The 25,923-nt window shown below is 40.7% G+C and carries 21 protein-coding genes and 1 tRNA gene; 14 read left to right on the plus strand and 8 right to left on the minus strand.

Annotated features, from left to right (window positions below):
• Nucleotides 1-71: 71 nt before the first annotated feature.
• Nucleotides 72-842, minus strand: coding sequence for an enoyl-CoA hydratase/isomerase family protein (locus tag F994_RS13725; RefSeq protein WP_004651149.1), 771 nt, complete (start codon nucleotides 840-842; stop codon nucleotides 72-74).
• A gap of 335 nt (nucleotides 843-1,177) precedes the next feature.
• Here F994_RS13725 and F994_RS13730 point away from each other — a divergent pair, with 335 nt between their 5' ends.
• From F994_RS13730 to F994_RS13740, 3 genes are all read left to right on the plus strand, one after another.
• Nucleotides 1,178-1,414: a hypothetical protein gene (locus tag F994_RS13730; RefSeq protein WP_004651150.1), complete on the plus strand. Its 237-nt coding sequence runs from the start codon at nucleotides 1,178-1,180 to the stop codon at nucleotides 1,412-1,414.
• Between the two features lie 98 nt (nucleotides 1,415-1,512).
• The gene (locus F994_RS13735) at nucleotides 1,513-2,262 is read left to right on the plus strand and encodes an electron transfer flavoprotein subunit beta/FixA family protein (RefSeq protein WP_004651151.1); all 750 of its coding nucleotides are present in this window, start codon (nucleotides 1,513-1,515) and stop codon (nucleotides 2,260-2,262) included.
• 17 nt (nucleotides 2,263-2,279) lie between these two features.
• On the plus strand, nucleotides 2,280-3,212 hold the full coding sequence (locus tag F994_RS13740; RefSeq protein WP_004651152.1) for an FAD-binding protein: 933 nt from the start codon (nucleotides 2,280-2,282) through the stop codon (nucleotides 3,210-3,212).
• A 213-nt stretch (nucleotides 3,213-3,425) separates the two neighbouring features.
• Here the strand turns inward: F994_RS13740 and F994_RS13745 are convergent, their stop codons facing one another.
• The 4 genes from F994_RS13745 to F994_RS13760 all read right to left on the minus strand — a co-directional run bounded on the left by F994_RS13745 (nucleotide 3,426) and on the right by F994_RS13760 (nucleotide 8,026).
• Entirely contained in the window at nucleotides 3,426-4,280 is an 855-nt protein-coding gene (locus F994_RS13745; RefSeq protein WP_004651154.1) for an IclR family transcriptional regulator, read from the minus strand.
• A gap of 139 nt (nucleotides 4,281-4,419) precedes the next feature.
• Complete coding sequence (locus F994_RS13750) at nucleotides 4,420-5,628, minus strand: 3-oxoadipyl-CoA thiolase (RefSeq protein WP_004651155.1); 1,209 nt, start codon at nucleotides 5,626-5,628, stop codon at nucleotides 4,420-4,422.
• A 43-nt stretch (nucleotides 5,629-5,671) separates the two neighbouring features.
• On the minus strand, nucleotides 5,672-7,192 hold the full coding sequence (locus tag F994_RS13755) for a 3-hydroxyacyl-CoA dehydrogenase (protein ID WP_004651156.1): 1,521 nt from the start codon (nucleotides 7,190-7,192) through the stop codon (nucleotides 5,672-5,674).
• A 54-nt stretch (nucleotides 7,193-7,246) separates the two neighbouring features.
• On the minus strand, nucleotides 7,247-8,026 hold the full coding sequence (locus F994_RS13760; RefSeq protein ID WP_004651157.1) for an enoyl-CoA hydratase: 780 nt from the start codon (nucleotides 8,024-8,026) through the stop codon (nucleotides 7,247-7,249).
• Between the two features lie 257 nt (nucleotides 8,027-8,283).
• On the opposite strand from F994_RS13760, the gene F994_RS13765 reads away from it, so the two are divergent.
• The 9 genes from F994_RS13765 to F994_RS17020 all read left to right on the plus strand — a co-directional run bounded on the left by F994_RS13765 (nucleotide 8,284) and on the right by F994_RS17020 (nucleotide 19,600).
• The gene (locus F994_RS13765) at nucleotides 8,284-9,438 is read left to right on the plus strand and encodes an acyl-CoA dehydrogenase family protein (protein ID WP_004651158.1); all 1,155 of its coding nucleotides are present in this window, start codon (nucleotides 8,284-8,286) and stop codon (nucleotides 9,436-9,438) included.
• Nucleotides 9,439-9,474: 36 nt separating this feature from the next.
• The gene (locus F994_RS13770; RefSeq protein ID WP_004651159.1) at nucleotides 9,475-10,671 is read left to right on the plus strand and encodes an acyl-CoA dehydrogenase; all 1,197 of its coding nucleotides are present in this window, start codon (nucleotides 9,475-9,477) and stop codon (nucleotides 10,669-10,671) included.
• 483 nt (nucleotides 10,672-11,154) lie between these two features.
• Complete coding sequence (gene badH, locus F994_RS13775; RefSeq protein ID WP_004651160.1) at nucleotides 11,155-11,922, plus strand: 2-hydroxycyclohexanecarboxyl-CoA dehydrogenase; 768 nt, start codon at nucleotides 11,155-11,157, stop codon at nucleotides 11,920-11,922.
• Nucleotides 11,923-11,998: 76 nt separating this feature from the next.
• Nucleotides 11,999-12,781 (plus strand): 2-ketocyclohexanecarboxyl-CoA hydrolase, encoded by a 783-nt coding sequence (gene badI / locus F994_RS13780; protein WP_004651162.1) that lies wholly within the window; start codon nucleotides 11,999-12,001, stop codon nucleotides 12,779-12,781.
• A gap of 11 nt (nucleotides 12,782-12,792) precedes the next feature.
• Nucleotides 12,793-13,950, plus strand: coding sequence for a cyclohexanecarboxyl-CoA dehydrogenase (gene aliB, locus F994_RS13785; protein WP_004651163.1), 1,158 nt, complete (start codon nucleotides 12,793-12,795; stop codon nucleotides 13,948-13,950).
• A 95-nt stretch (nucleotides 13,951-14,045) separates the two neighbouring features.
• Nucleotides 14,046-15,695 (plus strand): cyclohexanecarboxylate-CoA ligase, encoded by a 1,650-nt coding sequence (gene aliA, locus F994_RS13790; RefSeq protein ID WP_004651164.1) that lies wholly within the window; start codon nucleotides 14,046-14,048, stop codon nucleotides 15,693-15,695.
• Nucleotides 15,696-15,832: 137 nt separating this feature from the next.
• On the plus strand, nucleotides 15,833-17,152 hold the full coding sequence (locus tag F994_RS13795; protein ID WP_004651165.1) for a DcaP family trimeric outer membrane transporter: 1,320 nt from the start codon (nucleotides 15,833-15,835) through the stop codon (nucleotides 17,150-17,152).
• 765 nt (nucleotides 17,153-17,917) lie between these two features.
• Nucleotides 17,918-18,130 carry a hypothetical protein gene (locus F994_RS13805; RefSeq protein WP_034697237.1) on the plus strand — a complete coding sequence of 71 codons (213 nt, stop codon included), beginning with the start codon at nucleotides 17,918-17,920 and terminating at the stop codon, nucleotides 18,128-18,130.
• 912 nt (nucleotides 18,131-19,042) lie between these two features.
• Nucleotides 19,043-19,600 carry a hypothetical protein gene (locus tag F994_RS17020; RefSeq protein WP_004651167.1) on the plus strand — a complete coding sequence of 186 codons (558 nt, stop codon included), beginning with the start codon at nucleotides 19,043-19,045 and terminating at the stop codon, nucleotides 19,598-19,600.
• Nucleotides 19,601-20,090: 490 nt separating this feature from the next.
• On the opposite strand, the gene F994_RS13815 is transcribed toward F994_RS17020, so the two are convergent.
• Both F994_RS13815 and F994_RS13820 read right to left on the minus strand, forming a co-directional pair.
• A tRNA-Arg gene (locus tag F994_RS13815) sits at nucleotides 20,091-20,166 on the minus strand.
• 91 nt (nucleotides 20,167-20,257) lie between these two features.
• Nucleotides 20,258-21,613 (minus strand): amino acid permease, encoded by a 1,356-nt coding sequence (locus F994_RS13820; RefSeq protein WP_034697239.1) that lies wholly within the window; start codon nucleotides 21,611-21,613, stop codon nucleotides 20,258-20,260.
• Nucleotides 21,614-21,945: 332 nt separating this feature from the next.
• Here F994_RS13820 and prpF point away from each other — a divergent pair, with 332 nt between their 5' ends.
• Both prpF and F994_RS13830 read left to right on the plus strand, forming a co-directional pair.
• Complete coding sequence (prpF, locus tag F994_RS13825) at nucleotides 21,946-23,136, plus strand: 2-methylaconitate cis-trans isomerase PrpF (protein WP_004651169.1); 1,191 nt, start codon at nucleotides 21,946-21,948, stop codon at nucleotides 23,134-23,136.
• Between the two features lie 229 nt (nucleotides 23,137-23,365).
• Nucleotides 23,366-24,274 carry a polyprenyl synthetase family protein gene (locus F994_RS13830; protein WP_004651170.1) on the plus strand — a complete coding sequence of 303 codons (909 nt, stop codon included), beginning with the start codon at nucleotides 23,366-23,368 and terminating at the stop codon, nucleotides 24,272-24,274.
• 81 nt (nucleotides 24,275-24,355) lie between these two features.
• Here F994_RS13830 and putP read toward each other — a convergent pair whose 3' ends face one another.
• Nucleotides 24,356-25,846: a sodium/proline symporter PutP gene (gene putP / locus F994_RS13835; protein ID WP_004651172.1), complete on the minus strand. Its 1,491-nt coding sequence runs from the start codon at nucleotides 25,844-25,846 to the stop codon at nucleotides 24,356-24,358.
• Nucleotides 25,847-25,923: the final 77 nt, after the last annotated feature.

Below are 25,923 nucleotides of genomic sequence, written 5' to 3' on the forward strand. Positions count from 1 at the left end.
AGACGCTTCTTATTTAGGTTGAATGCAGTTTGATAAAAACCAAATTCGATTATTGCTTTAATCACTCAGCATTATTTTTGCGTAAAGTGCGCAGGACGCTTTTCTAAAAAGGCTTGAATGCCTTCCGCAGCATCAGCTGTCTGACTGACATCGACAAATAATTCTGCTTCTAAAGCCAAGCCATTCTGAATATCCCATTCAGATGCGGCTTGAACTGCCTTGATTGCATGTTGAATGGCAGCGGGAAATTGCAGCCCGAATTCATCTAAATATTGAAAGCTGGTTTGAATTGGGTCGTCCAAGTCTAGAATGCGGTTAATCAGTCCAATTTGAAGTGCTTCTTCTGCCGAAATAATTTTTCCACTGATAATTAATTCCAGTGCTTTTGTCTGACCGACTAGGCGAGGTAAGCGCTGCGTACCTCCGTATCCTGGAATTAACCCAAGCTTAATTTCAGGTAATCCTAAGCGCGCAGTTGGACTACAAATTCGAAAGGTGCATGCCATTGCTAGTTCTAAACCACCGCCTAAAACTGCACCGTTGATACAGGCAAGTGTAGGGAATTTTAATTGATTAATTTGCTCAAATAAGTTTTGCCCCGTCTGTATCGCATGTAAATGCATTGCAGGTGTTTTATTCTGCAATTCAGTAATATCAGCGCCAGCACAAAATGCTTTATGACCATCACCAATAAAAATTGCAGCGCGTAAGTTGAGAGGGGCAATTTCTGTGATGAATTCTTGCAGTTTGGCAATCATTTCGGCATTCAGTGCATTTCTTGCCTCTGGACGCTTTAAGGTAATGATCGCGATATTGTCTTGATATTTTAATTTTGCACTCATGTGCTAGTTCCTTGGTTTGATGTATTTAAAACATAAAATTTATTTAATTTATGTCAATATCTATACGTAATTTATTTTTAATATGCTTTAAATAATGGGTTTAATCAAGGGTAAATAAAAATTTATGTAAACATATTGACATATAATTATCTTAAAATTAATCTATGGATTGTTTGTGGAAAGCAAAAGAAGGTGTCAAAGTATTCTGAATTCAGTTCAGTGAAGCAGGGTTGGTAGCACGATTTAGAATAATGAAAAGTGATTTTAAACTTTGTTGAAGCAGAAGAATTAAAACGATCAAGGAGTTGATCTATGCAGCATGTTGAGATGCAAAAATGCTCAATGAAGCCAAATTTAATGGTTTTATTGCCGTGGTAGAAACATGTTTTACTGGCGTGAAAATAGTTGTTTATTTTTATTGCGGTCAATTTTATCCAAGCATTATTTGTTTAACAGGCATTGATATACTCTCTGACATTGGGCGCACGTGGAGCACCTTAATGAATGGGTTGAATTGGGTCGTTAAATTTCCCATTCAACAAAATTTGATGCTTATTGCTTTGGCTGGATGAATCGGAGCAGTGGCTTTGTCACTTAGTCAGCATAGATGTTCAAGCTCGGTTTAAGTTAAACATAGATATTTGGCTGTATAGCGAAATTGAGGAAATATATGAAAGCACTTGTTGCTGTAAAACGTGTGGTTGATGCCAACGTCAAAGTTCGCGTAAAACCGGACAATAGTGGGGTAGACCTTACTAACGTTAAAATGTCGATCAACCCATTCTGTGAAATCGCAGTGGAAGAAGCGGTTCGCTTAAAAGAAAAAGGAACAGTTTCAGAAATCATTGTGGTTTCTATCGGTCCTAAAGAAGCGCAGGAACAAATCCGTTCTTCTATGGCACTGGGTGCTGACCGCGGTATCTTGGTTGAAACGACTGATGAGATTGGCGCACTTGAAGTGGCTAAAATCTTAAAAGGCATTGTAGAACAAGAAAAACCAGAACTGATCCTTCTTGGTAAGCAAGCGATTGATGATGACTCGAATCAAGTCGGTCAGATGTTGGGTGCTTTACTGGGTGCTGGTCAAGGTACATTTGCTTCTGTCGTAAATGTTACGGGTGACAAAGTTCAAGTGACGCGTGAAGTCGACGGTGGTTTACAAACTGTTGAGCTTGCACTTCCTGCAATTATTACCACTGACTTACGTTTGAATGAGCCACGTTATGCGGCGCTTCCAAACATCATGAAAGCGCGTAAAAAACCGCTTGATGTGAAGTCTCCTGCGGATTATGGCGTTTCAGCGACAACTAAACTTAAAACAGTTAAAGTTGAGCCACCAGCAGAGCGTAAAGCTGGCGTACAAGTGAAATCTGTTGACGAGCTTGTTGAAAAACTTAAAAACGAAGCGAAAGTGATCTAATACAGAAGGATAAAATCATGAGTATTTTAGTTATCGCTGAGCACGACAATAAGACACTTAACGGTGCAACTTTAAACGTTGTTGCGGCAGCTCAAAAAATCGGTGGTGATATCACTGTATTGGTTGCGGGTTCAGGCGCTCAGGCAGTTGCTGACCAAGCAGCTCAAGTTGCAGGTGTAAGCAAAGTATTACTTGCTGACAATGCGGCTTATGCCAACCAATTGGCTGAAAACGTGGCTGCTTTAGTTGCACAAGTTGGCAAAGGTTATTCACATATCCTTGCGACATCTACAACGACGGGTAAAAACGTTCTTCCACGTGCGGCTGCACTGTTAGACGTGAGCATGATTTCTGACATCATTGCTGTTGAAAGCGCTAAAACGTTCAAACGTCCAATCTATGCAGGAAATGCGATTGCAACTGTAGAATCTTCTGAATCTATCGTTGTTGCAACTGTACGTGGTACGGCATTTGATCCTGTTGCGAATACAGGCGGTTCTGCTGCGGTTGAAGCGGTTGCTGATGTTCAAGACGCTGGCATCTCTCAGTTTATTTCTGAAGAGATTGTTAAATCTGAACGTCCAGAATTAACAGCGGCACGTATTGTTGTTTCTGGTGGTCGTGGTGTGGGTTCAGGTGAGAACTATCACACTGTACTTGATCCATTGGCAGACAAACTGGGTGCGGCTCAAGGTGCATCACGTGCTGCGGTTGACGCTGGTTTTGTACCAAACGACATGCAAGTGGGTCAAACAGGTAAAATCGTTGCGCCTGACCTGTACATCGCTGTGGGTATTTCTGGTGCGATTCAGCATTTAGCCGGTATGAAAGATTCTAAAGTGATCGTTGCGATCAACAAAGATGAAGAAGCACCAATTAACGCAGTAGCAGATTACTGGTTAGTGGGTGATTTGAATACGGTTGTTCCATCGCTCGTAGCTCAGCTATAAATTAGACAGAGCCTTTGTTTGATATAAGCAGGGTGATGATATGAGAACCAGTCAGAGCATTCCTGACTGGTTTTTTATTGCTAATTTTATGTGTGAATTATATTTGCGCTATATAGAGCAAATTTGCACGGAAAAGCTATTTGGAAGAACTGCTGCTATTCAAATGAGCCAATGATGAGTGAGATGTAAACATTGGCTTTCGTCCGCTTCAGCTTATATGGCATTTAAGGCTTCTTGAATATTTTGCACCATATAAATTAAACGAGGGCCGATTTCATTTTCCAATTTTTCCTGATTGACTAAATAGCTAGGTGCGCCACAGTTAAAGACCAACAAACCATGCATAGGATGAACCATGGGCACTGCAACAGAGTTTACTTCTTTATGCCATTCACTTAGCGAGAGGCAATAACCATAATTTTGATAGTCATGAAAAGAGCGTTCTAAAGCGCGCTTCACCGCTGGCCATTCCTCTTTATGGCGTTTCGCTAACGCTTCCATAATAAAACTGCGCTCATTTTCAGGCATCGCGGCCAAACAAGCGCGTCCCATTGCGGTATTGTGTAAAGGAATGGTAGAGCCAATTGGGCGGCGCATGGTTAAATTTGACTCGGCTTGCACCACATCTAAATACAGCATGTTTAAACGGTCACGAGTTGCCATTGCAACAGGTGCTTGCGCATATTTTGCCATTTCTTCCATATAAGGACGTGCATGAATACGTGCCGAAATATTGGACAGCGATGCATAACCCAATGCCAGTACGCCAGTATCTAGCGTATATTTCGTTGAATTGGGTAATTGTTTTAAATAGCCTAAAGATACTAAGGTATTGGTAATGCGTGCAATGGTTGGTTTAGGCAAACCGGTCAGCTGTGATAATTCTTGATTGCCTAGAATTTGTGTCGATGCGGTAAAGCAGCGCAGGATTTCTAATCCGCGTGCCAATGAAGCAATAAATTGCGGATTATTTTCACGATGAATGTGTGAAATAGGATCAAGTCGAATCTCATCTAAGTTTATTTTTTTTTCTACTTGCTCTGGAGCATTGTCATCTTGATGATACATAGTGTTCCAATGGGTAATAAGTCAATTTGTGCTTATCATAGCAATAAATTTCGCTATACAAAACTTTTGAGCATTTTATTCATCGGTATTTGTATAGCGTTCAATTTTTTAACTCGGGTCTGATGGGATCATCATGAATTTAGCTGAGCTGAGCATTTTCAATCACCATCGCCAAGCCTTGTCCAACACCAATGCAAAGACTGATGACAGCATACTTTTTCTTTCTGCGTTGTAATTCACGTGCAACGGTCAGTGCAAGGCGCGCACCGGAACAACCCAATGGATGACCAATGGCAATTGCACCGCCATTAGGATTGACCCGAGGGTCATCAAACGCAATATTTAAACCTTTTAGGCAGGACAGGACTTGAGGTGCAAAGGCTTCATTAATTTCAATAATATCCATTTCATCTAAAGTGAGATCAGCACGTTTGAGGGCTTTATTAATGGCTTCAATTGGCCCTGCGCCCATAATACGCGGTTCGATTCCCGAAGATGCTGAGGCTAATATTTTAGCGAGAGGGCGAATGCCATATTTTTCCTGAATGCTTTCATTGCCAATCAGCAAAGCCGCAGCACCATCATTCACCCCTGATGCATTGCCCGCAGTCACGACACCCCCTTCAAACAGCGGCTTCAATTTTTGTAATGCTTCAAAGTTTGAAGCTGGGCGAGGGTGCTCATCTTCATCGACGATTTTCGGCGGCGCTTTACGTCCTTGTGGGACTTCGACAGCTAAAATTTCATCTTTAAAAAAGCCTGCTTGTTTGGCTTGTTCATATTTGGCTTGTGACGATGCCGCAAATTGATCGGATTCTGCTCGGCTAATGCCAAAAGTTTCAGCCACATTGTCACCTGTTTCAGGCATCGAATCGTTACCGTACAGTTTAATTAAAGCTGGGTTTGGAAAGCGCGTGCCGATGGTGGTATCAAAAATCTTGGCATCTCGGCTATAAGCAGATTCAGCTTTGGCTAAAACAAAAGGGGCACGTGACATGCTTTCCACACCACCTGCAATATACAGATTGCCTTCACCACAGTGAATGGCACGTGCGGCATCAATTACCGCTGCTAAGCCACTGGCACATAAACGGTTGACTGTCTGTCCAGCAACCGTGACTGGAAGTCCCGCAACTAAAAGTGCGTTGCGTGCAACATTACGGCAATCTTCACCGGCCTGATTGGTGCTGCCTAGAATCACTTCCTCAATGTCTGCTGCATCAATTCCAGTTTTATGCAGCAAGGACTTAAGCACATGCGCTGCTAAATTATCAGGGCGAATACTGGCTAAAGCTCCTGCATGACGGCCAATCGGTGTGCGTAAACCATCATAAATATAAGCGTTCATTGGGTTCTTTCCTTAAAGTTTTTTTGAAATATGGATTGTGTTTTTAGGCATGATGCATGAGTGATAAATTCAGCTTGCAGCGCCGCTGTAGCCAAGGGCTAGGGCGATAACGCGGGTCATGGCTAATGGTTGATATTCTTTCCAGTATGCGTAATATTTTTTCTCGACCCACTAGATCACCCCATTCGATTGGGCCATGCGGATAGCCCAGTCCGAGCTTGACTGCTTCATTGATATCTTCCACGCTGGCTATTTGCTGCTGCGCCATATCGCAAGCCAAATTCACAACCATCGCAAGAACGCGCTGTGTGATAAATCCGAGGCTCTCTTCAATCACAAATGTTTTGCATTCTGCTTGAGTAAATATATGCAGCGCAGCTTCAATCAGTTTTTGCCGTGTGACTAGGCTTGGCATTAAGGTTCGGCTTTGCTCAAAATTTCCAAGCATATCAATACAGACCACTTGTTCAGGATTTACCCCTAAACGCAGGGCGCTGTGAGTCGCATCTTCCCCATAGCTGGCGATAATAATCAAATCATTGGCTGTCGGTTTTGCTTCATGATTAATCAGAATGTACTGTTGGCTTAGATACTGTGATAGTCGTTCAAAATCGTCTTTGAATTCTGTGTGCAGCCACACTTTTTTGATTCCATTTCGATTGGCGACATAGCGCGGTGTGATTGCAATCTCTTGTTTTTTTTGATTTAGGTAACGATAAAATCCTTGCCCAGTTTTACGGCCTAATTTTTTGCCGGTCAGCATTTGCTGCGTCAGTACATTGGGACGGTAACGTGGTTCTTGATAATACTGGTTATAAATCGACTCCATTACCGGGTGGGATACATCTAGACCCGTTAAATCCAGTAATTCAAAAGGCCCCATTTTGAAGCCCAGTGATGTTTTAAGAATTTCATCAATTTCAGAAATAGAGGCGGTATTTTCACTTAAAATTTTCAGTGCTTCTGTGCCATAGGCACGGCCAGCATGATTAATAATAAATCCCGGGGTATCTTTGGTGTGGACAGGTCGATGCCCCATCTTTTGAGCGAGGTCTGCTAATTTTTCTAAAATTTCAGGATGGGTATGCAGTCCTTGAATGACCTCGACCACTTTCATTAAGGGCACCGGATTGAAAAAATGATACCCAGCAACCCGTTCCGGGTACTGACATTCAGAGGCAATCGCGGTAATGGAAAGGGAAGATGTATTTGAAGCCAGAATGGTCTGTGGGTCGACAATTGCTTCAAGCTGTTTCATTAAAGCCTGTTTAACCGCTAATTTTTCAACGATTGCTTCTATAATTAAATCACATTGCTGAAGTCCTTCAATATTTTCAACAATATGTAAATACGCTAAAGCCTCATCAAGCTGAGCTTGAGAGATTTTATTCTTTTGTAGCAACTTGTTTAAGGTGTCTTGAAGCTTTAATTGCGCTTTTTGCGCTGCATCTTGCTGTGCATCATAGAGATAGACATGGTGTTGGGACTGTATCGCAATTTGCACAATTCCAGTTCCCATGATTCCGGCACCAATAATGCCGATATTTTTGATGTCCCTATTCATGTTGTGATCCTAATGTTTGTCAATCCAATATGAGTCTGCTTTATAAAAGCTTAATTACTTGCCTTGATAAATGGGTTTGCGTTTTTCTAAAAAGGCTGACATGCCTTCTTTTTGATCCTGTGTATCAAAAAGAAGCTGGAAAGCCTTACGTTCAAGGGCTAGCCCCGCATTCAAAGGCATATCTTCACTAAGCAGTACCACTTCTTTAATTTGTTCTAGCGCAATGGGTGGCAGTCTGGCAATTTGCTGCGCCATTTTATAAGCGGTATTTAAGGTTTCAGTATCTTCAGTGACTTGTGAAACAAGACCGATTTGATACGCTTCTTCTGCTGAAATCAGACAGCCAGTCATAATCATACGCATGGCATGAAATTTTCCGACAGCACGAACGAGGCGCTGTGTACCGCCCGCACCGGGCATGACGCCAACTTTAATTTCAGGCTGGCCAAATTGAGCACTTTTACCTGCAATGATGATGTCGGCATGCATAGCCAGTTCACAGCCACCGCCTAAGGCAAAACCGTTTACTGCGGCAATAATTGGTTTTGGACAATTGGCAATGGTCTGCCAATAGCGTTCAGCTCGGCGTAAATACACGTCCATAGCGCTGGCTTCAGCCAGTTCTTTTAAGTCTGCACCAGCGGCAAAAACGTCATCACCACCTGTAATGACAATGACATGAATATCATCATTATCCGCTTGTAACGCAACCGCTTCGGAAAGCAGTTTCCGCACTTGAGTATTGAGTGCATTTTTGGCTTCAGGACGATTAATTTTAATAATGGCGACTGCTGGAATCGCATAATCGACATGGACCATTGAATTTTTATTCATTTTGATAAAATTCCGTATAGCAAAATTAAATTCTAAAATTAATTTAAAGTAATTTTGCTGGATATTCAATCTAAAAGCGCAGAATAAATCTAATTTATAGCTCTGTGCAGGGTTTTTAAGGATTATTTTGCGTAAATTACGATGTTTCTATTGTCAGAGTAGAATTAAATTGATAATGTATTTCGTATAGTGAAACTAATTTTAATATTAAAGAAAATTTAAGGAAATCTAACCCTCAAATGGAGTAGGAGAAAAAAATGATTCGTGACGAACAGATGTTAGAACAATTGTTATCAACTCTGCGTGATTTTGTTCAAAATGAATTAAGACCTTTAGAGCATGAAGTAGATGAAACTGATGCCATTCCAGAGCATATTGTGCAACAAATGCGGGAAATGGGGCTGTTTGGCTTAACCATTCCTGAGGAGTTTGGTGGCCTAGGCATTACCATGGAAGAAGAGGTTCGGGTGGCCTTTGAACTGGGACATACATCGGCTGCATTTCGCTCTTTAATTGGCACCAATAATGGTATTGGTTCAAGTGGCATTATTATTGATGGCACGGATGAGCAAAAGCAGAAGTATCTTCCGCGTTATGCTAGCGGTGAAATTATTGGTTCATTTTGCTTAACTGAACCGGATTCAGGTTCTGATGCCGCAGCCTTAAAAACCTCAGCGGTTAAAGAAGGTGATTATTATATTTTAAATGGTACCAAACGCTTTATTACCAATGCTCCGCGAGCGCAGACTTTTACTGTTATGGCGAGAACCAATCCTGAAATTAAAGGTGCTTCTGGAATTTCTGCTTTCCTTGTTGAAGCGGGAACAGAAGGTTTGTCCCTTGGAAAAATTGATAAAAAAATGGGTCAAAAAGGTTCATATACCTGTGATGTCATCTTTGATAATTGCCGAGTGCATAAAGATCAGTTAATTGGCGGTGTTGAAGGTGTTGGGTTTAAAACCGCGATGAAAGTTTTGGATAAGGGGCGTTTACATATTGCCGCTTATAGTACAGGCATGGCGGAACGTATGCTGGATGATGCTTTGAATTATGCGATTGAACGTAAGCAATTTGGTCAGCCGATTGCAAACTTTCAATTGATTCAAGGCATGCTGGCCGATTCTAAGACTGAAATTTATGCAGCGAAATGTATGGTGTTGGATGCAGCGCGACGCCGTGATTTAGGTGAAAATATCAGTACCGAAGCTTCGTGTGCAAAAATGTTTGCCACGGAAATGTGCGGCCGTGTTGCAGACCGCTGTTTGCAAATTCATGGCGGTGCAGGCTATATCAGTGAATATTCGATAGAGCGCTTTTACCGTGATGTACGTCTTTTCCGTTTGTATGAAGGAACGACACAGATTCAGCAAATTATTATTGCGCGTGACATGATTAAAACGGCAATTGCGTAAAAATTGAAGATTAAAAATTAGATTTAAGGACGACTAATGAAAACAGCAAAGTTTAACTGGCAAGATCCATTTTTATTGGAACTACAATTGACTGAAGAAGAGCGCATGATCCGTGATACGGCATTTGCTTATTCGCAAGATAAGCTGATGCCGCGTGTATTGGAGCAATTCCGCCATGAAAAAACCGATGCTTCAATTTTCCGTGAAATGGGTGAACTTGGCTTATTGGGTCCAACCATTCCTGAGCAGTATGGTGGTTCAGGTTTGAACTATGTCAGTTATGGTTTAATTGCCCGTGAAATTGAACGTGTCGATTCAGGTTATCGTTCAATGGCCAGTGTACAAAGTTCACTGGTGATGGTGCCAATCAACGAATTTGGTTCGGAACAACAAAAGCAAAAATATCTGCCGAAATTGGCTTCTGGTGAATACATTGGCTGTTTCGGCCTGACAGAGCCTGATCATGGTTCTGATCCCGGTAGCATGATTACCCGTGCCAAAAAAGTCGATGGCGGCTACCGCCTGACTGGCGCAAAAATGTGGATTACCAACAGTCCAATTGCCGATGTTTTTGTGGTGTGGGCCAAAGAAGTATCGCAACAAGGTAATGTTGGCGAGATCCGCGGCTTTATTTTGGAAAAAGGCTGGGAAGGTCTATCTGCGCCAACCATTCATGGCAAAGTTGGTTTGCGTGCTTCAATCACGGGTGAAATTGTCATGGACAATGTTTTTGTGCCTGAAGAAAATGCCTTCCCTGAAATCCGTGGCTTACGCGGGCCATTTACTTGCTTGAACAGTGCGCGTTACGGTATCGCATGGGGTGCAATGGGGGCTGCTGAATTCTGCTGGCAAACAGCACATCAATACACCATGGACCGCAAGCAGTTTGGCCGTCCATTGGCTGCCAATCAGCTGATTCAAAAGAAACTCGCGGATATGCAGACCGAGATTGCTTTGGGTCTGCAAGTCGCACTACGTTTTGGCCGCATGAAAGATGAAGGTACTGCCTCCGTAGAAGGCACATCGTTAATTAAGCGCAATAACTGTGGTAAAGCACTGGATATTGCCCGTGTTGCACGCGACATGATGGGCGGGAATGGCATTAGTGATGAGTTTGGTGTAGCGCGTCATCTGGTCAATCTTGAAGTGGTCAATACCTATGAAGGTACGCATGATGTGCATGCTTTGATCTTAGGCCGTGCGCAGACAGGGATCGCTGCATTTTGTAATTAATGCAGCATAGAAAAATATAAAGACATTTTTATAGTTGTCTCATCAAGGCAATACGCTGCTTTGACTCAACTTTTATCATTCAAGGCATTACATGTTTATGTAATGCCTTTTTTATTTTTTCTTTCATCATTGGGTCATATTTTTGTTATTAATATAATTTCGTATTGCAAAATATATTTAAATATATAACGAAAATAAGCCCTATTTTTTGATGTCTATTTAAGAATTAAAGCCAATTTGAAATAAAGCATTCGCTTGTAATTGTGAATCCATAAATATGTGTAACTAAATATTTCTATTTCAGTGGTTTAATTTTATATAAATTGATAATTAACAATTGTTTATGTTTTTATTTTACTTTTTATTAATATTTCGCATTGCGAAATAATATATTTGATAATTGAAATTATTTTTCTTTTTGTCTATGTTGGAATTATGAATTAAGAATCATTATTTTGAATAACACTAACAAAGGATGGCAGCATGAAAGGGCTCAAGGATCAGGTAATTATTGTCACTGGCGGCGCGGGTGGTATCGGTGGCGCGACTTGTAAACGCTTAGCCCAAGAGGGTGCGAAAGTTGCAGTATTTGATATGAATTTAGCAGCTGCGCAACGCGTTGTGGATGAGATTAAAAATGCTGGCGGCACAGCACTTGCAGTGCAATGTGATATCACAAATAAACAAGTTGTAGATCAATCGATTGTTATTACTGAAACTGAACTTGGCGCAATTGATGGTTTGGTGAATAACGCAGGTTGGGACATTTTCAAACCATTCCTTAAATCGACTCCAGATGAATGGGAAAAACTGATTCAAATTAATTTGGTCGGCATGCTGAATATGCATCACGCTGTACTCAAAGGCATGGTAGAGCGCAATAAGGGGCGCATTGTCAATATTGCCTCTGACGCTGCGCGTGTAGGTTCATCCGGTGAAGCTGTATATGCAGCATGTAAAGGTGGTTTGCTCGCTTTCTCTAAAACTTTAGCCCGTGAACATTCTCGCAATAACATTACCGTGAATGTTATTTGCCCAGGCCCAACAGACACGGCTTTATTGGCTGGTGTGACTGAAGGTGCTTCAAATCCAGAAAAACTTCGTGAGGCTTTCACTCGCGCTATTCCGTTAGGCCGTTTAGGTCAGCCTGATGATCTTGCATCATCTATCGCCTTTTTCTTAAGTGATGATGCAAGCTTTATTACCGGTCAGGTATTGAGTGTCTCTGGCGGTTTAACCATGAATGGCTAAGGTATTTAAGCCTTTAACGTGAATGAAAAAATAGCATAGAACCGTAAATCACAGTTTTCAAGGAAAGGAAAAGACGATGAATTTTGAAGATATTTTATACGAAGTAAAAAATGGCGTTGCTTGGATCACCATTAACCGTCCAGAAAAAATGAATGCATTTCGTGGTCAAACTTGCGATGAAATTATCCGTGCCCTGAATAAAGCAGGTTATGACCGTGAAGTGGGTGCCATTGTCCTCACAGGTGCAGGTGAAAAAGCATTCTGTACTGGTGGTGATCAATCTGCGCATGATGGTAATTATGATGGGCGCGGCACCATTGGCTTACCGATGGAAGAAATGCATACCGCAATTCGTGATGTGCCAAAACCAGTGATTGCACGCGTACAAGGCTATGCCATTGGTGGTGGTAATGTATTGGCAACCATTTGCGATTTAACCATTTGTTCTGATAAAGCGATTTTTGGTCAAGTTGGTCCGAAAATGGGTTCAGTCGATCCGGGTTATGGCACAGCGTTTCTTGCACGTGTGGTCGGTGAGAAAAAGGCGCGTGAAATTTGGTATATGTGCCGCCGTTATTCGGGTCAAGAAGCGGTTGATATTGGTTTAGCCAATAAGTGCGTTCCGGCAGATCAATTGGATGCAGAAGTACAAGCTTGGGGTGAGGAACTGTGCGAACGCAGCCCAACAGCGCTAGCCATTGCAAAACGCAGTTTCAATATGGATACCGCACATCAAGCAGGCATTGCAGGCATGGGCATGTATGCTTTGAAGCTGTATTACGACACTGAAGAATCACGTGAAGGCGTGAATGCACTGAAAGAAAAACGCAAACCAGAATTCCGTAAATTCTTTAAGTAAGGAGTGGCCGCATGAGTAAAAATCCTTACATTACCGAAGATTTAGAATTTTTAGCAGAAACAGCAGAGAAGTTTGCGCAAAAATATATTGCTCCGGGATTTTTAGCGCGTGATCAAAGTCGTAATTTTGACCGTGATTTGGTCAAAAAAATGGGTGAAATGGGTTTTATTGCCCCTGAGTTACCTGAGCAATATGGCGGTCAAGGCATGGGACGTTTAGCTGCTGGCGTGATTCATGAAGCGATTGCCAAAGCAGATTTAAGCTTTTCATACGTTAACTTGCTGGCTTCCCTCAATGGTCAAATTTTGGCTGAACATGGTGATCCTGAAGTGGTCGAGCCTTGGCTACGAAAGCTCACGGCAGGTGAAGCCATCTTTTCGATTGGCCTAACTGAGCCACGCGGCGGTTCGGATGCAGGCAGCTTGCGTTTGAAAATTGAACGTGATGGTGATGAATACATTTTAAATGGTGAGAAGACCTCGATTTCAGCCGCCGATCAAGCGGATGCTTCGGTGATTTTTGGACGCACAGGAACCGTGGAATCAGGTGCACATGGCGTCACAGCGGTACTGGTTCCCATGAATTTGCCAGGGATCACCACGACACGGTTTGACTGTCATGGGCAGCGTGCAATTGGTCGTGGTTCAATCTTCTTTGATAATGTCCGTGTACCCGTGAATCATCGTTTAGGTGAAGAAAACAAAGGTTTTGTGCAGGTGATGCAAGGTTTTGATTTTTCACGTGCATTGATTGGTTTACAGGTTTTGGCGGTGGCGCGTGTATCGTTGGATGAAGCTTGGGAATATGCAGCTCAGCGTGAGGCATTTGGCAAGCCATTAACTGCATTCCAAGGCGTTTCACATCCGTTGGCAGATTATGAGACGCAAGTGGAAGCAGCACGCTTACTCTGTTTGCAAACTTTGTGGTTAAAAGACAATCACTTGCCGCATACGGCAGAAGCGGGCATGTGTAAGTGGTGGGGGCCAAAACTGGCTTATGATGTTGTGCACCAATGTTTGCTGACTTTCGGCCATGCTGGTTATGACCGTGGCGTGATGGAACAGCGCATGCGTGATGTGCTTGGTTTTCAAATTGGCGATGGAACTGCTCAAATTATGAAAACGATTATTGCGCGCCATAAAGCAGGCCGTAAAGCTGTGCCAGCCTAGGATCGGATGAAGGGCATTGTTGATGAGAAGAATCACAATGCCCCCTAGAAATCGATTAAAAAAATTCGCATACAATTAAAATTAGGAGTTTGGGAATGGACTTTGACGCGGTACTTATATCTGCAAGAAAGGAGCGAATGCTGAAACAAGGATATTGGCAGAATAAAACCATGATGCAGTCTTTGCATGAAGCTGCGGAAAAATATCCTGAAAAAGAAGCATTGGTGAGTTTTAGAACGGAAAATAAACAGCAAATTTCCTTAAATTTTAAAGAGATTCTACAGTTAACCAATAAAATTGCATTGGGCTTAAAACAGCTCGGTGTTGAAAAAAATGATGTGGTGTCTTGCCAGTTGCCCAATTGGTGGGAATTCAGCTTACTGTATTTTGCCTGTTCACGTATTGGTGCAGTGCTGAACCCATTGATGCCAATTTTTCGGGAGCGTGAACTGGAATTTATGCTCAAGCATGCAGAATCCAAAGTCTTCATTGTTCCCAAACAATATCGCAATTTTGATCATGAACAGCTGGCCAATAAATTACAAGCCAAACTGGAAACCTTGCAGCATGTGGTGGTGGTGAATGGCTTAGGTGATAATAATTATGACCAGCTTTTGGTCAATCATGGTTTAGAGAAAAATCTTGAGGCACTCACTCAGTTGGATGATTTCCATGCTGATCCAGATGATGTGACGCAGCTTATTTTTACTTCAGGAACAACTGGTGAGCCTAAAGGCGTCATGCATACTTCTAATACACTGTATGCCAACATTGTGCCTTATGCAGAACGCCTACATTTGAATGAAAATGATGTGATTCTTATGGCATCACCCATGGCACATCAGACTGGATTTATGTATGGGCTGATTATGCCCGTGATTTTGCAGGCCAAAGTGGTGTTGCAAGATGTATGGGAAGTATCTCAGGCAGTGGCGTTGATTCATCAACATCAAGTCAGCTTTACCATGGCTTCAACCCCCTTTTTAAATGATTTGGCCAATACAGTTGCTGAACATCATGATCAAGTGAAATCCTTAAAAACCTTCTTATGTGCAGGTGCACCAATTCCGGGACCACTGGTACAGAAAGCGCGTCAGATTTTAGGGGTAAAAGTGATTTCAGCATGGGGCATGTCAGAGTGTGGAGCTGTAACCACCACGCGTCCTGAAGATGATGATGAGCGTTCATATCATACAGATGGCATACCTTTGCCGGGTGTCGAAATCAAAATTATTGATAAAGCAGGCAATGTTAAAGCTGTGAATGAAGCAGGACGTTTATTGATACGTACCTGTTCAAATTTTGGCGGTTATTTAAAGCGTCCACATTTAAATGATACCGATGCCGATGATTGGTTTGATACGGGTGATATTGCCTATCAGGATGAGCAGGGCTATATCCGCATTGCGGGACGTAAAAAAGATGTGATTATTCGCGGTGGTGAAAATATTCCAGTTGCGGAGATCGAGTCGCTTTTATATAAGCACCCCAATATTGCAATGGTGGCTTTAGTTGCCTATCCAGATGAGCGAATGGGCGAAAAAGCCTGTGCCATAGTCAAACTAAAAGAACCGTCAATACAGTTGTCTTTAAAGGATGTAGTGGATTTTCTAAAAACCCATCAATTGGCGAATCAATATCTGCCAGAGCGTTTAGAAGTGTGGGATGACATTCCAATAACACCGTCAGGCAAGATTCAAAAATTTAAACTGCGTGACTTGTTGCAGCAAAGCGAAAAAGTATAAAGCGCGCTAGGTGCAAAAATGAATTAAAAACATTCTGTGATCAATATTGTTGCTGATATTTATCAATAGAGAGGCTGATTAAAAAAACTTTTTAAACAGGAATATTGAAAAGTTTTTATTCAAAATGGAATTTTAGAATGAAAAAAAATGTAAAGTTTTTAGCGAAGACCACACTGAGTCTATCCATTTTAATGCTAGCAACTTCAGGCTATGCAGCAATGACTTTAGAGGAACAAGTCGTACATTTGCAGCAGCAAGTTCAGGAGTTGCAGAGTTTAATGCAACAGCAAAAACAGACCAGTGAAAAAATTTCTGCAGAGCTGCCAATATTGAAAGAAAAATCAGCTTTAAAAACTGATCTCAAGCAGCTAGTGACAAAAGGTGGTGCCGAATTTGAGCTATATGGAAATGTGCGTGCAGATGCCAGCTACCAATTCAAAGGGCCAAGCACCATGTATAACTATATTAGTGCTGTTCCCTTGGAAGGCACTGTAAATGAAGCAAATAATTCTGATAAATTTCAAAGTACCTTGAATGCAACGCGATTCGGCTTCAATTTTAAAACCCCAAAAATTGGTGAGCACAGTATTGGCGGTAAAGTTGAAATGGACTTTTTTGGGGGTGCTGGTCGTGACACATTCCGTATTCGTCATGCATATTTAACCTATGACCAATGGTTAGTTGGTCAAACGTGGTCAAACTTTAATGCAGTTGAATATTTCCCTGAAACGGTAGATGCATCACTTTCTGTCGGTGGTTCTTTAACACGTGTTCCACAAGTCAAATATAGTTATCCTGTGGATAAAAATATGAGTTTGGCTTTTAGCTTAGAAGACTCTAAAGCTGAAACCGTAACGACTTCAGGGACTCAAAACTTTACCACCGATGCGAATGCAAAGCTAAAATTCCCATCTGCTGTTGGGCGTTTAAACTATAAATTTGAAAATGGTTCTGCACTTTCAGGACGTCTGTTTTTAACGCAAAAAGCGACAAATCATGTAGGCAATGATGATTTCTTGGCATGGGGCGCGGCATTGGGTGGCAAATATCAAGTGGCAGAAAATACGCTACTTCGATTTGATTATAATCACATTAAAGGCGATACCAAGAATGTGCTTTGGTCTAATTATGCCTATGTCTTTGATGTCAATGGTGAGATGAAACCCAATGAATTTGATGTAGTCACTTTGGGTTTAACACAGAAAATTACCCCTAAAATCCGTTCTACTTTAGGTTTGGGTTATATGCGAGCAAATACGGATAATCATTTTGCCGATTTAGTGCGTAATGATTTAACCCAAAATAAAGAGTTAAAAGAAGGTTGGATTAATATGTTCTATAACCCAGTTAAACCTATTAATTTGGGTATTGAATATATGTATGGTGAGCGTAAAACCTTTACAGATAAAAAAGGGATTGATAACCGTGTGAACTTTACAGCAATTTATGATTTTTAAGCGTTGTTGACTTTTAGGGGGGGAAATTTTTTGATTTTGAGTTATTAACTTAAAAGAAGTTATTCAATTTACAACTTTTAAGTCGTGCAACAATTTATAACATTATAGGTGAATGCCATAAGCAGGATGATCCCACTTTTCCAAAAACAAGCTAATTTGACAGTAGGGCGTGTGAGTGGGTGGCTTAGGAAATGAATCAATGCATAGAGGCTAAGTTAGTGAGTCATTGATATTGGGAGCTTTAGCTCCCTTATTTTTTGTGCAAAATAATCTTTAACTTATTTAAATGTTGCCTATCTATAGGCTAAACAAAAATTTAACAATAGCTGTGACCTAAAACAAAGCACTTTAAAGTAGTTTTTCAATATTAGGTGTGGAACAGTAAAAGTCAGATAAGAACCATGACAATACAATCATTACTGTCACGGCTTAAGCTAAAGTGATGATGCTAAAAGGAAAATTTAAGCATTTCGTACAAGCTGGATTATGTTGATTTTAGAGAATCTTAAAAATTAATTTCTGATATAATTGATAATAATAATTATTTATACTTTGCATGATGAAAATATTAGATAAGTTACTTGAACTCGAATTGGCAATAGTTTCTAAATTTAGTAAGACAACCCATTTGATCCTTTCTTTCTTATTTGCTGTGGCTTTTACATTGCTAGCCCTCTCGATTGAAAATAAAACCTACATATGTATTTTTGCTGGAGCTTTACTTTTTTGGCAGAGATATCTTGTTTTAAAGCTGAGAAACCTAAAATGAATGAAAAACTTAAATGGATTCTAGTTAAAGGTGGACTCTGTTTTGGGCTAAGTTTTGCCCTAATTTCTTATGTATGGCAAGTCCAGATTAAAGAAGAAACGATTCCTTTTGGATCAGTAGGGGGATTGGTCTTTATTAGTATTATTATGGGGTTGGCTTGGGGGGCTGCTATGTATAACTGGGTCGGAAAAAACAAATCTGATTTATAAGTTTTTACATAAAAATCGACCTTTATTTTAAGTATTAATTTGACCCATTTAATATCATGGTGCTTATACGAAATCCGATCTAAATAGCTTTGTTTTTCAGTTTGTTAAGAATTTAGATCGACCTCAAAAACAGAAAAAATCTGGCTTGGAAACAAGTCTGTTTTTTCCCAAAATTTGATATCTTTTACCAATAAATAATCAATATGACACTCTATTGTGCATTATCAACTCATCGATTGTCCAAATTATCCCCGCAATTTCTGTGGATAACCCTTGGGGTGAAATTTAAGCAGCTGTGTACGCTTTTGCTCACAACAATTCCCGCTCTTTGCGGCTATACGACCTCGCGCTTATTTTATATTATGGGGACATAGAGAGCAGGATGCTCCAGATAAAAATAACAACAGAAAGAACAAGGAATGTGAGGTACGACAGGAGTTATACCCAAGCATCAAATACGAAAAACCCCGACAGGATGTCGGGGTTTTTTTATTGCTTATTTTGGTAAAATTCGATTTTGATGCATATTAAGTAAAAAATATATGTCGCTCTCATTTATTTAATTTCATATTTTTTTATTATAAATTTTGGTCTTTAAACAATTAAAAATAATAAATACCAATACTTTAGGTTGTTTGGTTGGAATTATATGACCTGTATTTGGGGGAAACTCATGCTGGTCAATAGAGACTTCTATTGAATTATATTAGCGACTTGTTAATAGCGAAAACATCTTTAATTATATTTTTAATAATGCACAATAAAAAATCTATTGTTGGAGAGGCTCGGTTTTTTGTATCCAATAAAGTCATGAATCATGTATTTTTAGTTTAGTAAATAAAATCATTGTATAAGGTCTGAATAATTAAAAGTTTGTTATAGTGTGCTTAACTTGGCTTTTTATATAAACTAATGTTAAATAATACTTATATTTTTTTTGGGGCGATTTTAGGTTTAACGATTGCAAATGTAGCGGGGGCTGCAACTATAAACATGAAGAATGATCGGTTGAGTTATTTAATACAGCGGGTAGATTATCAGCGTACAAATGACTCTGTTGAAAAATCTGAAAATCAATTATTAGGACGTGCAAGCTGGAATATTCAATGCTGGGTAAAAAGCAGTGAAGGCACTAAAATTTGCACAATGCGTAAAAATCATATTACGGTAATGCGTATGAATGATAATTACAGCTTAAGTGTTGGCATAAAGCATGAAAAAAACTCTATTACACTGCTTAAAGTTGATAATAATAGTATTTGGCAGGCGCGCGAGGGCCTATACCGCGATGCTCAAACAATTATAGATCAGTTCAAGCGTGGCTTTGAAGTGAAAACAGAGTTTAATGCCTTTAATACGACTAAACCTGTTGTAAATGAAGTTTCATTAATTGGTTTTTCTGACGCATTTAATGATATGCAACAGCAGTATAGTAAGTTGGATCATTTGGATGCGCAGCGCAGATTTTAACAAAATCGCTATAGCCCGTGCCTTTGAATAAAAGGTGCGGGCTAAGAGTGCGATGATTTTTTCAATATGTAGCTTGTATTTTTCAATGTAAATATAATCTTGCTCGCATAAAATTTATATGTCTTTTCCACTTTTACATATCTAATCGATGAACATTAAAAATTTGACTTCTTACAGAATGAGCATGACCTAATAAATAATATTCAACGACTTCCAATTTAAATTTTTGCAAATATTTAGCTATTTTTGTGAATGAATAAATAAAGGCCCAAGCCATCTGAAATTCGTTGTTGTTTGTTTGGATCAGCTTTGAGGCTTTTGACTATTTTTACAGTACAAGAGTTCGTGTATAAATGTTTGTACTGTACAAGGATTAGCCTAAAAGAGACTTAGCTAGAGGGAGTAAAGATTAATATTTTATTTATAGTTTTGATTATTATAAAAATAATATATTTCAATAGAAAATTAAAGGCAAAAACAAACCATAAAATGGTGCGCCCTGCGGGAGTCGAACCCGCGTCGGTCACTTAGGAGGCAACTGCTCTATCCAGTTAAGCTAAGGGCACAATTCGCAGCTAATTTAGCGCAAATAGACATAAAAAAAAAGTTATTGTCGAAACAATAACTTTTTAAAAGACAGATCTTTATCGTTTTTGCTTAAGATTTATTCAGCTTCATTACTTTAAATAAGCCTAACATCACCACAATCCAGATCGGAATCATCAGTACGGATTCTTTAAAGCCTTGCATCCACATAATATAAAGTACGGTTGCAATAAAAATCAGCACTACATAATTACTAATTGGTGCCCAAAGTGCAGGGAACTTGGTTTGAATCGATGCTTGTTTAATCGCTTGTCTAAATTTCAAGTGAGTCAACGTAATCATGGCCCAGTTCAGGACTAATGCACCCACCACGACATACATTAAGTGACTTAAGGCATCTTCTGGAACAAAGTAGTTTAACAATACGCAGCCAAAAATTAACAAAGCCGAGAATAAAACAGCAGGAATAGGCACACCTTGTTTATTCACACGATTAAATATTTTAGGTGCATTGCCTTGTTGTGCTAAGCCATAAAGCATACGACTATTGGCATACATGCCACTGTTATAAACAGAAAGTGCTGCGGTTAAAATAATAAAGTTCAATAAATGCGCAGCCCAGCCAATACCGAGTTGACTGAAAATCATCACAAATGGACTTTTATCCAGACCACCTAAGTCAAGCTGATTCCATGGCACCAATGCCAAGAGAATCGTCAGTGAACCAATGTAGAACAGTAGGATACGGAAAACCACTTGGTTAATGGCTTTTGGAATGGTTTTTTCCGGGTCTTTGGCTTCTGCTGCTGCCATACCAATCAGCTCAATGCCCCCAAAGGCGAACATGAGGAAGGCCAGCATATAGAATAAACCTTCAAAACCATTCGGGAAAAATCCACCATGTGTCCAAAGATTAGAAAATGATGAGGTTGAACCAGCATCAGCGGTAATGAGTAAATACAAACCGAAAACGATCATCGATACGATCGCCGTTACCTTGATGATGGACAGCCAAAACTCTGATTCACCATAAAATTTTACATTGCCGAGATTGACTAAAGTAATGACGATGAAAAAGAACAGTACGGAAGCCCATGCAGGGATATGAGGCCACCAGTAATTAATATATTTTGCGACCGCAGTCAGCTCGGTCATTGCGACTAAAATATATAAAATCCAGTAATTCCAGCCCGCTAGAAAGCCGGGGAATTTTCCCCAATATTTAAAGGCAAAATGGCTAAATGATCCTGCTACAGGCTCATGTACGATCATTTCACCCAGTTGACGCATGATTAAAAATGCAATCAAACCACCAATGGCATAACCCAAAATGATGGAAGGACCTGCAGATTGAATCACCTGTGCGGAACCTAAGAATAAGCCTGTACCAATAGCTCCGCCCATGGCGATGAGTTGGATATGCCGGTTCTTTAAGCCACGCTGAAGTTGAGACGACTCTTTATTCAAATTATTTCAGCCCGACAATGGATAAGTGTTTCCGATTGTAATAGATCGTGAAGAAATCGCATAGTAGCTCAAAATTCATGAAAAAAAGTTATTATTCATATGAAAAATAATGTTTGAAAAATAACAAATAAAAAACATATGAATCAATATATTAATTTTATTTAAATTATTAAATTGCAGACTTTATTTGAAAACTGGACATTCACAAATGATGTTTTTTTAGACTTAAGTCCTGTATTTCACGTATAGATATAGAAAAAAGGTATGATGAGCCTTAGTTAAATCAGACCGTTTGACTTAACACAATGATAAATATGAAGGATTCAATAAAAATGAGTTTTGCACCTCAAATAAAAATTCCAGCAACTTATATGCGTGGTGGTACCAGTAAAGGTGTTTTCTTTAAAGTTGATGACTTACCCGAAGCTGCACAACAGGCTGGACCAATTCGTGATCAGTTGTTGTTACGTGTGATTGGTAGTCCAGATCCATATGGCAAACAAATTGATGGTATGGGTGGCGCAAGTTCAAGTACCAGTAAAACGGTCATCTTGGCGAAAAGTTCACAGCCCGATCATGATGTGGATTATTTGTTTGGTCAGGTGGCCATTGATCAGCCTTTTGTGGACTGGAGTGGCAATTGTGGCAATTTAACGGCTGCGGTCGGTTCATTTGCCATTTCCAATGGCTTGGTCAGTGCAGCGCGTATTCCTGAAAATGGCATCTGTACGGTTCGCATTTGGCAAGCCAATATTGCAAAAACCATTATTGCGCATGTGCCGATTACTCATGGTCAAGTCCAAGAAACCGGTGATTTTGAACTTGATGGTGTGACTTTCCCCGCAGCCGAAGTGCAGATTGAATTTTTAGATCCTGCGGATGATGGTGAAGATGGCAGCGCCATGTTTCCAACAGGAAATGTGGTCGATACTTTTAAAGTACCCAATATCGGTACTTTCCAAGCCACTTTTATTAATGCCGGTATTCCGACCATTTTCCTGAATGCTGAAGACATCGGCTATGCAGGCACAGAATTACAAGACGCCATTAATGCTGACGCACAAGCACTGGCGCGTTTTGAGACTATTCGTGCCTATGGTGCAAAGCAGATGGGTTTAATCCAAGACATTTCCGAAGCTGAAAAACGTCAACATACGCCTAAAATTGCGTTTGTCTCTCAAGCCAAAGCTTATACATCATCGAGTGGTAAAGACATTCAAAAGGGTGATGTCGATTTACTGGTACGTGCTTTGTCGATGGGTAAACTACACCATGCCATGATGGGGACCGCTGCGGTTGCCATTGGAACTGCCGCTGCCATTCCGGGTACTTTGGTGAATTTGGCTGCGGGTGGTGGGGCGCGTGAAGCGGTACGTTTTGGACATCCTTCGGGCACATTGCGTGTTGGTGCACAAGCAGTGCAGGAAAATGGACAGTGGGTGGTGAAAAAGGCGGTGATGAGCCGTAGTGCACGAGTGTTGATGGAAGGTTGGGTTCGTATTCCAGAAGATAGTTTGAAGTAGTAAACGAGATAGAGAATCTTGCGATAAAGCAGTATGATGACGCTTTGTGATTGTGAATTGAGCTGCCAAACGAGGTGCTTAATACAATCACAAGTCAGCTCTCTTGTGTATGCTCAATCGCAAGTTCTCTGTTAGAGATGACAAGAGCGCTGTATATTAGATTAAGCTAGATCCAGCAGATTTCCGTGGGTTTAGATTTACTCACCAAAGCAAAGTATTCGAGGCGAATGTGTCATCTTTAACTGACGTACATGCAAATGTACTAACCCAAGCACAGCAACGTATTCAACAAGATTTATTGACGGCATTAGACGCTTTTTCTATTCCAGAACCGCTCAAAGGCGCGGTGCATCATACTGTGATGCTCGGTGGTAAACGTATACGTCCAGCGCTTTGTTATGCAACGGCTGCTATTAAGCCAAATGCTCATTTTGCTGCGGTGCGTCGTGCGGCAGTTGCCATTGAAATGATCCATTGCTATTCACTGGCACATGATGATTTACCCTGTATGGATAATGATTTGCTGCGCCGTGGTCAACCAACCTGTCATGTGGCTTTTGGTGAAGATACGGCCTTACTTGCAGGTGATATTTTGCAGTCGATGGCATTTGAAATATTGGGCAGTCGCTTGTTTGATCAAGGGCCGGCAGTTGACTCTGCAATTGTGTTAAAACAGATGCAAATTTTGGCAACCGCCAGTTCGAAAATGGTCTGTGGTCAGGTACTTGATTTACAAGCTGAAGGGCAGCATGTCAATCAACAGGCTTTGGAAAATATTCATCGTAATAAAACTGGCGCACTCATTTCTGCTGCGGTGATGATGGCTGCGGTCACTGTGTTTGAGGGAACAGATCAAGCCATTCCGAAATTGCGTGAATATGCTCAAGCGATTGGATTGGCCTTCCAAGTACAAGATGATATTTTGGATATTATTTCCGATACAGAAGTTCTTGGAAAAACTGCAGGCAAAGATCAACAAGTTGAAAAATCGACTTATCCTGCCTTAATGGGGTTAGAAAATGCGCAAGCTTATGCCAAAGAGTTGCATGATCAAGCATTGAATGCTTTGGCTATTTTTGGTGACAATGCAGTAGAACTAAATCAAATTTCACAATTTCTATTGTCACGTAAAAGCTAAAAAAGCATGTGAGTAGCAAACTAAAGAATGAAAAAAGAGGACATTAAGTCCTCTTTTTTATGGGCTTATTTTGAGGTCAAGCTATTGAGCATCTTTGTATAAGCGATCACCTTCGTCGAAACGTGTCGTGATCTCCTCAGATGGTGCTTTACCCAATAGGCTCACTACGACAATGGCAATCAGCGAACAAATAAAGCCCGGAATAATTTCATAAAGACCTGTGTCACTGAACATGTTTTTCCATAGAATGACCACAACAGCACCCACTAACATACCTGTCAACGCGCCATTTAAAGTCATACGACGCCAGAACAAGGAAAGAATAATCAATGGGCCAAATGCAGCGCCAAAACCAGCCCAAGCATAAGAAACCAAGCCTAAAACTTTAGATTCAGGGTTTCCTGCCATCCAAATCGCCAGTAGTGCAATCAGTAACACCATTAAACGACCAATCCAGACCAGTTCTTTTTGAGTTGCATTTTTACGTAAAAATGATTTGTAAAAATCTTCGGTCAATGTGCTTGAACAGACCAATAACTGGCAACTGAGGGTACTCATCACTGCGGCTAAAATCGCAGCCAATACAATGCCTGCAATCCATGGATTAAACAGAATTTTGGTCAGTTCCATAAATACGGTTTCTGGATTTGCTGTTACTGCCCCTGCAAGTTCAGGGTGTTGTTGGAAGTAAGCGATCCCAAAGAAGCCCGCAGCAACCGCGCCACCTAGACAAAGGATCATCCATGTCATACCAATACGGCGTGCATTCGGAATCGATTTGACCGAATCTGCCGCCATAAAACGCACCAGAATATGTGGTTGACCAAAGTAGCCTAAACCCCAAGCCAATAATGAAATAATCGCCACAAAGCTTAAATCACCCATGACATTCATGGCTTGTGGGCGAGCTGCTTCAAGTGCCAAAGTCATTTGATTGATATCGGCAAAGCTTAACACCACAACGACAGGGGTGAGCAACAAAGCAAAAATCATTAAGCCCGCTTGAATGGTGTCGGTCCAACTGACTGCCAAGAAACCACCAATAAACACATAGCTGATAGTAGCAATGGCACTAATCCACAGCGCAGTGCTATAAGAAAGATCAAACATGCTTTCAAATAAACGTGCGCCTGCAACCATGCCTGAAGCACAGTAAATTGCAAAGAAAATCAAAATAATGAAAGCAGAAGCAATACGTAAAATTTTCTTTTGATCGTTAAAACGGTTCGAGAAATAGTCTGGCAAGGTTAAGGCATTGTGTTGCACTTCAGTATGAACACGTAAACGGCCAGCAACCAGTAGCCAGTTCAGCCATGCACCAATAATCAAGCCAATAGCAATCCACATTTCAGATAAACCTGAAAGATAAATTGCACCCGGCAGTCCCATGAGCAACCAACCGCTCATATCTGAAGCACCCGCAGAGAGCGCTGTGACGAAACTACCTAAACGTCGACCCCCCAAAATGTAATCAGAGAAGTTGGATGTCGCGCGATAAGCCATGAGGCCAATCACGATCATGGCGACAATATAAAAAAGAAAGGTAATTAAGGTCGGATTGAGGGAGCTCATACGGTATCCATTTACACGGTGGACAGCAGATCGAAACACAGGCTTTTAAATAAAAAGCACACATAATTTCAAAAAAA

It is taken from the genome of Acinetobacter bohemicus ANC 3994, from assembly GCF_000367925.1.
Lineage (GTDB): Bacteria > Pseudomonadota > Gammaproteobacteria > Pseudomonadales > Moraxellaceae > Acinetobacter > Acinetobacter bohemicus.

Bases quoted from the DNA above. Each gene is read 5' to 3' on its own strand.
- putP (WP_004651172.1), bottom strand. From the start codon at position 25,846: ATGAGCTCCCTCAATCCGACCTTAATTACCTTTCTTTTTTATATTGTC.
- aliA (WP_004651164.1), top strand. From the start codon at position 14,046: ATGGACTTTGACGCGGTACTTATATCTGCAAGAAAGGAGCGAATGCTG.
- F994_RS13765 (WP_004651158.1), top strand. From the start codon at position 8,284: ATGATTCGTGACGAACAGATGTTAGAACAATTGTTATCAACTCTGCGT.
- F994_RS13760 (WP_004651157.1), bottom strand. From the start codon at position 8,026: ATGAATAAAAATTCAATGGTCCATGTCGATTATGCGATTCCAGCAGTC.
- aliB (WP_004651163.1), top strand. From the start codon at position 12,793: ATGAGTAAAAATCCTTACATTACCGAAGATTTAGAATTTTTAGCAGAA.
- badH (WP_004651160.1), top strand. From the start codon at position 11,155: ATGAAAGGGCTCAAGGATCAGGTAATTATTGTCACTGGCGGCGCGGGT.
- F994_RS13730 (WP_004651150.1), top strand. From the start codon at position 1,178: ATGCTCAATGAAGCCAAATTTAATGGTTTTATTGCCGTGGTAGAAACA.
- F994_RS13745 (WP_004651154.1), bottom strand. From the start codon at position 4,280: ATGTATCATCAAGATGACAATGCTCCAGAGCAAGTAGAAAAAAAAATA.
- F994_RS13770 (WP_004651159.1), top strand. From the start codon at position 9,475: ATGAAAACAGCAAAGTTTAACTGGCAAGATCCATTTTTATTGGAACTA.
- badI (WP_004651162.1), top strand. From the start codon at position 11,999: ATGAATTTTGAAGATATTTTATACGAAGTAAAAAATGGCGTTGCTTGG.
- F994_RS13805 (WP_034697237.1), top strand. From the start codon at position 17,918: ATGAATGAAAAACTTAAATGGATTCTAGTTAAAGGTGGACTCTGTTTT.
- F994_RS13795 (WP_004651165.1), top strand. From the start codon at position 15,833: ATGAAAAAAAATGTAAAGTTTTTAGCGAAGACCACACTGAGTCTATCC.
- F994_RS13740 (WP_004651152.1), top strand. From the start codon at position 2,280: ATGAGTATTTTAGTTATCGCTGAGCACGACAATAAGACACTTAACGGT.
- F994_RS13725 (WP_004651149.1), bottom strand. From the start codon at position 842: ATGAGTGCAAAATTAAAATATCAAGACAATATCGCGATCATTACCTTA.
- F994_RS17020 (WP_004651167.1), top strand. From the start codon at position 19,043: ATGTTAAATAATACTTATATTTTTTTTGGGGCGATTTTAGGTTTAACG.
- F994_RS13735 (WP_004651151.1), top strand. From the start codon at position 1,513: ATGAAAGCACTTGTTGCTGTAAAACGTGTGGTTGATGCCAACGTCAAA.
- F994_RS13750 (WP_004651155.1), bottom strand. From the start codon at position 5,628: ATGAACGCTTATATTTATGATGGTTTACGCACACCGATTGGCCGTCAT.
- F994_RS13755 (WP_004651156.1), bottom strand. From the start codon at position 7,192: ATGAATAGGGACATCAAAAATATCGGCATTATTGGTGCCGGAATCATG.
- prpF (WP_004651169.1), top strand. From the start codon at position 21,946: ATGAGTTTTGCACCTCAAATAAAAATTCCAGCAACTTATATGCGTGGT.